This is a genomic window from Mycolicibacterium arseniciresistens (assembly GCF_030519285.1).
In the GTDB taxonomy this organism is placed as follows: domain Bacteria; phylum Actinomycetota; class Actinomycetes; order Mycobacteriales; family Mycobacteriaceae; genus Mycobacterium; species Mycobacterium arseniciresistens.
This window is the reverse complement of sequence record NZ_JAUMSQ010000120.1, coordinates 1-5328: the sequence shown is the minus strand read 5'-3', so window position 1 is coordinate 5328 and position 5328 is coordinate 1. Positions and strand designations below refer to the sequence as shown.

Genomic DNA, 5328 nt, shown 5'->3' with positions numbered 1-5328 from the left:
ACCGGTCGGTGGCGGTCGGGGTCGGCGCGAACGCCGCGCTGTTCGGCGTCATCGACGGCCTCGGCCACGGCGAACCCGCGGCGGCCGCGGCCCGGTGCGCCGAGCAGGTGCTCCGGCACGCCGACGACCGGCCGCTCGACGACCTCATGACGCAGTGTCACCGCGAGATGACCGACACCCGCGGCGCCGCGATCACGCTGGCGCGGGTCGACTTCGACGCGGGCATCCTGCAGTGGGTGGGCGTCGGGAACGTGTCGGCGGACCTGGTCGCCCGCGCACCCAGCGGCATCGACACCCGCTCGTCGGCCCGGCTGCTCGGCGGCATCGTCGGGTACCGGCTGCCGGACATCGCCGCGCCGGAGGGCCTGCCGGTGCGGCCCGGCCACCTGCTCGTGATGGCCAGCGACGGTCTGGACGAGAACCGTTTGCAGGCACTCGATTTCGCCGCACCGGCCGACACGCTCGCCGAGCAGATCCTGCGACGGCACAGCAGGGCCGGCGACGACGCGCTGGTGCTGGTGGCCCGCCACCGTGGGACGGCGCCGTGACCGCCGAGTTCCGCGCCGCCTACACCGACGCGCTGCGTGCCTACCTCGCCGGCCGCGACGAAGCCGGTCTGGAGGTCGGCCACGAACTCGGCAGGCGCGCGCTGGCCGAGCGGATCAGCACACTGGACATCGTCGAGAACCACTTCCGCCTGCTCGGTTCGGGCGACGATGAATCCGAACCCGCTGCGGCGCTTCAATTCCTGCTGCAGACCCTGGCCGCCCTCGACGTGGCGACCCGCGGATTCCTCGACGGCACACAGCGTTACGAACAGCAGCGCGCCCGCGCCGACGGCCTCGCCGACCGCGACCAGTTCCGCACCGCACTGGTCAACGCACTGCAGGAGGGCTTCTTCGTTGCCGACGGCGACGGCACGGTGGTGGAGATCAACGACGCGTTCACCGAGATCACCGGCTACGACGCGGCTGGCCTGCCCTACCGGTGGCCACACCCCTGGCTGGTCGATCACGGGCTCGCCGACCGCCAGCTCAACCAGCTGATCGAGACCGGGGACCTGCAGGCCGAGACCGAGATCCGCCGCCGCGACGGCGCGCCCGGATGGGCGGCGGTGAGCATCAACGCGGTGCCCGCCGCGGGGTCTGCACGGGCGGTCTACGTCGGCACCATCCGCGACGTCACCGTGCTGCGGGCCGCCGCGGAGCGGGAACGGCTGCTCGCCCGGCTGGCCACCGCGATCGGGCTGGCCAAGAGCATGGCCGAGGTGCTGGCGATCACGCTCGAGGAATGCCGGGCGGCGATCGACCTGCAGCGGGTGCTCACAGTGACCTGGCGCAGCGGCGACGAGGAGCCCGCGGTCCGGGCGGCCGGTGAGCCGGCGGGCGCGCAGTGGTCCGACCTCGATCCGGACCTGCGGACCACCTTGGGCCAGGCCCGGCAGTGGCCGCCGCTCACCATCGAGCCGGTGTTGTCACCCGACGGCTCCGACGCCGCCTGCGGGATCGTCGCCATGCTGCCCGGCGGCGGTGACACCGCGGTGGTGCTCGAGCACCAGCGGCCCCGGCAGATCAGCGTCGACGACCGGCTGCTGCTGACCGCGCTGGTCGGCCATCTCGGCCTGGCGATCCAGCACGTCCGCCAATTCGAGACGGCGCGCGAGGCATCGCTGACGCTGCAGCGGGCGATGCTGCCCACCAGCAGTCCGCCCGCCGGATTCGCGGTGCGCTACGAACCGGCCGTGGCGCCGCTGGAGATCGGCGGCGACTGGTACGACGTGCTGCCGATCGGCGAGCGCACCATCGGCATCGTCGTCGGCGACTGCGTCGGGCGCGGGCTGCCCGCCGCCGCCGTGATGGGCCAGCTGCGAAGTTCGGCGCGCGCGCTGCTGCTGACCGGCGCCGAGCCCGCGGTGCTGCTCGAAGAGCTCGACTCGGCGGCCGCGCTGATCCCGCACGCCTACTGCGCGACGGTGTTCCTCGCGGTCCTCGACATCAGGACCGGAGAACTGCGCTACAGCAACGCCGGCCACGTGCCCGCGGTGCTCGCCACACCGGCGTCGCCGCCCAGCGTGCTCTCCGACGCAGCGACGGTGCCGCTCGCGGTGCGGCGCACCGGGCCACGTCCGCAGGGCACCCGCACCCTGCCGCCGGGTTCGGCGCTGCTGCTCTACACCGACGGGCTGGTGGAACGGCGGGACGCGCCGATCGACGACGGCATCGACCGCGTCACCCGGGTACTGGCCGCCGAACTGTCCTCGCACGCCGACACCATCGCCGACGCGGTGCTGCGCGAGCTTGCGCCGCCCGCGGGCTACGACGACGACGTCGCCGTCCTGGTCTACCGGCGGCCGCCCGCGCCACTGCACCTCGAGATCGCCGCCACCCCCGCCAATCTCGGCCGGGTCCGCACCGAGCTGACGGCGTGGCTGACCGAGGTCGGCGCGGGGCAGGAACTCACCACCGACGTCGTGCTCGCCGTCAACGAGGCGTGCACCAACAGCGTCGAGCACGGGTACCGCGATGTCGCCGCCGGGGTGATGATCGTCGACGCCGCGGTGTGGGGCGACGAGATCGTGGTGCGGGTCCTCGATTTCGGCACCTGGAAGACGCCCGACGAGAAGCCGCGGACCCGCGGCCGCGGGCTGCCGATGATGCGGGCGGTCAGCGCACGGGTCGACCTGGGCCCGTCGGCGTCCGGAACCACGGTCGAGATGGTGTTCCGGCTCACACCTGGCTGATCGACGGTAATATCCGCCGCCGAACCGGGTAGCCCGACTAACCATGGCGACATTCCTGTATCGCGTCGGGGGCTTCGCGTACCGGCGCCGGCTGCTGGTGATCGGGCTGTGGGTGGGGCTGCTGCTGGCCGCGCTGGCGGGCACCACACTGGCCCAGCCCTTCCAGAAGGACTTCTCGCTGCCGGGTTCGGCGTCACAGCAGGCGAGCGACCTGATGGACCAGAAGTTCCCGGCGCAGCGCGACATCGACGAGATGGCCCAGGCGAAGGTGGTGCTCAAGGCGCCCGACGGCGCCACGCTCGACCGCCCGGAGACGGTCGCCGCGGTCGACCGGCTCGTCGGGGAACTGCGCGGACTGCCGCACGTGCAGGGCCAGGCCGTGGTCAACCCGCTGACCTCGCCCGCGGGCGCGATGAGCGTCAGCAAGGACCGCACCATCGCCTACCTCGACGTGAACTACGACCAGAAGTTCGTCGACGTGTCCAAGGACCAGATCGACGCGCTGGAGTCGGTGATGGCCGGGGCCCGCGACGGCGGGCTGACCGTCGAGGGCACCGGCACCCTGTACAACGGGCAGACCCCGCAGCAGGGCCCGTCCGAGGCGATCGGGTTCGCCGTCGCTCTGGTGGTGATGGTGATCGCGTTCGCCTCGGTGGTGGCCGCGACCCTGCCCATCATCACCGCACTGTTCGGCGTCGGCATCTCCATCGCCCTGATCACCGGCGCGACGTCGCTGGTGGACATGGACTCCTCGGCGCTGATGCTGTCATCGATGCTCGGCATCGCCGTGTCGATCGACTACTCGCTGTTCATCGTGTCGCGCTACCGCAACGAACTCCGCGTCACCGACGACCGCGCGCACGCCACCGGCCGGGCCGTGGGCACCGCGGGGTCATCGGTGGTGTTCGCCGGCCTGACCGTCGTCATCGCGCTGGTCGGCCTCACCGTCGTCGGCATCCCGATGATCTCGGTGATGGGCCTCACCGCGGCACTGGCGGTGGTGATGGCCGTGCTCGCGGCGGTGACGCTGCTGCCCGCCTTCCTCGGACTGTTCGGCCACCGCACCTTCGCGGGCCGCATCAATCGGCTGCGCCAGGGCGACGAGCCGGACACCGCGCCGACCAACGGGCTGCGGTGGGCCGAACTGATTGCCGCACATCCGATTCCGGCGATCATCGCGGTGGTGCTCGCGCTCGGCGTGATCGCGCTGCCCACCACCAAGCTGCAACTCGGCATGGACGTGGCCGCCACCGGCGACCAGAAGAACGCCGTCAAGCTGCTCGACCAGGGCTTCGGCGAGGGCCTGACCGGGCCGCTGATCGTGGTCGCCGACGGGGCGGGATCGTCAGCTGCCCCCGCCGGATACAAGGCGCTGGCCGACCAGATCCGGGCGCTGCCCGACGTGCAGATGGTCACGCCGCCGCAGCTCAACCCCGACGGCACCGGCGCGCTGATCAGCGTCATCCCGGCCAGCGGGCCGAGCAGCCCGCAGACCCAGGCCCTCGTCGACTCGATCCGCGGCCTCGAGCAGGGGATCACCGACGCCACCGGTGTGACGTTCGGCGTCACCGGGCAGACCGCGATCCTGTCGGACCTGTCCGAATCGATGACCGAGGCGCTGGTGCCCTACCTGGCGCTGGTGGTCGGGCTGGCGTTCCTGGTGCTGACGCTGGTGTTCCGCTCCCTGCTCGTACCACTCACCGCCACACTGGGTTTCGTGCTGTCGATCGGTGCGACGTTCGGCGCCACCGTCGCGGTGTTCCAGGAGGGCTGGTTCGGGCTGGTGTCCGACCCCGGGCCGATCATCAGCTTCCTGCCGATCTTCCTCATCGGCATCGTGTTCGGCCTGGCGATGGACTACCAGGTGTTCCTGGTGACGCGGATGCGCGAGAAGTTCGTCACCGGCGACACCGACCGCACCGCAACCGAGGCCGTCATCACCGGATTCCAGCGCAGTGCGCGCGTCGTCACCTGCGCGGCGATCATCATGATCTCGGTCTTCGCGGCGTTCATCCTGTCGCCGGACTCGGTCGCCAAGTCGATGGGCTTCGCGCTGGCCGTCGCCGTGGTCTTCGACGCGTTCGTGGTGCGGATGGTCTTCATCCCCGCGGTGATGTCGCTGCTCGGGGAGAGGGCCTGGTACCTGCCGCGCTGGCTGGACCGGCTGCTGCCCGACGTCGACGTCGAGGGCGACAAGCTGCGCAGCGCCGACGACACCGACGCCCGCGAGCAGGTGCCTGCCTAGAGATCGGGCCACTCCCCGGTGAAGTGTTCGGCGACCAGCCGGCCCGCCAGCGGGTAGTCGCGCAGCGCCGACGTCATCAGCGTCCCGAGTTCGGTGATCGCGGTGGCGTCGGCACCCCGGGTGCGAAGCAGTTCGGCGATCCACGCGGAGGTCTCGGCGACCGGGCGCGGATCGCCGGTCAGCAGGGCGGCCGCCACCGCGTGCAGCGCCTGGTGCAGGGCGTCGCCTGCGACCTCGAGCACCCGGCTGTCGGCGCCCACCTCGCGGGTCGGTGACCAGCGGTCGCGCAGCATCGCAACCAGCCGGCGGTGGTCGAGATCGAGTGCAGACTGCTCGGCGACGG

At 71.9% G+C, this 5328-nt stretch carries 3 protein-coding genes and 1 pseudogene; 3 read left to right on the top strand and 1 reads right to left on the bottom strand.

The features are described 5' to 3' along the window. From Q2100_RS16415 to Q2100_RS16405, 3 genes are all read left to right on the top strand, one after another. A partial coding sequence (locus tag Q2100_RS16415) for a SpoIIE family protein phosphatase (RefSeq protein WP_302914940.1) occupies window positions 1-548 on the top strand: 548 nt, incomplete at its 5' end. After that, window positions 545-2740 carry a SpoIIE family protein phosphatase gene (locus Q2100_RS16410; RefSeq protein ID WP_302914939.1) on the top strand — a complete coding sequence of 732 codons (2196 nt, stop codon included), beginning with the start codon at window positions 545-547 and terminating at the stop codon, window positions 2738-2740. The genes Q2100_RS16415 and Q2100_RS16410, both read left to right, overlap by 4 nt. Before the next feature lie 43 nt (window positions 2741-2783). Then, window positions 2784-4985 carry an MMPL family transporter gene (locus Q2100_RS16405; protein ID WP_302914938.1) on the top strand — a complete coding sequence of 734 codons (2202 nt, stop codon included), beginning with the start codon at window positions 2784-2786 and terminating at the stop codon, window positions 4983-4985. Here the strand turns inward: Q2100_RS16405 and Q2100_RS16400 are convergent. Then, window positions 4982-5328 (bottom strand): annotated as a pseudogene (locus Q2100_RS16400) (cobalamin B12-binding domain-containing protein); the annotation flags it as partial. The gene Q2100_RS16405 and the pseudogene Q2100_RS16400 overlap by 4 nt on opposite strands.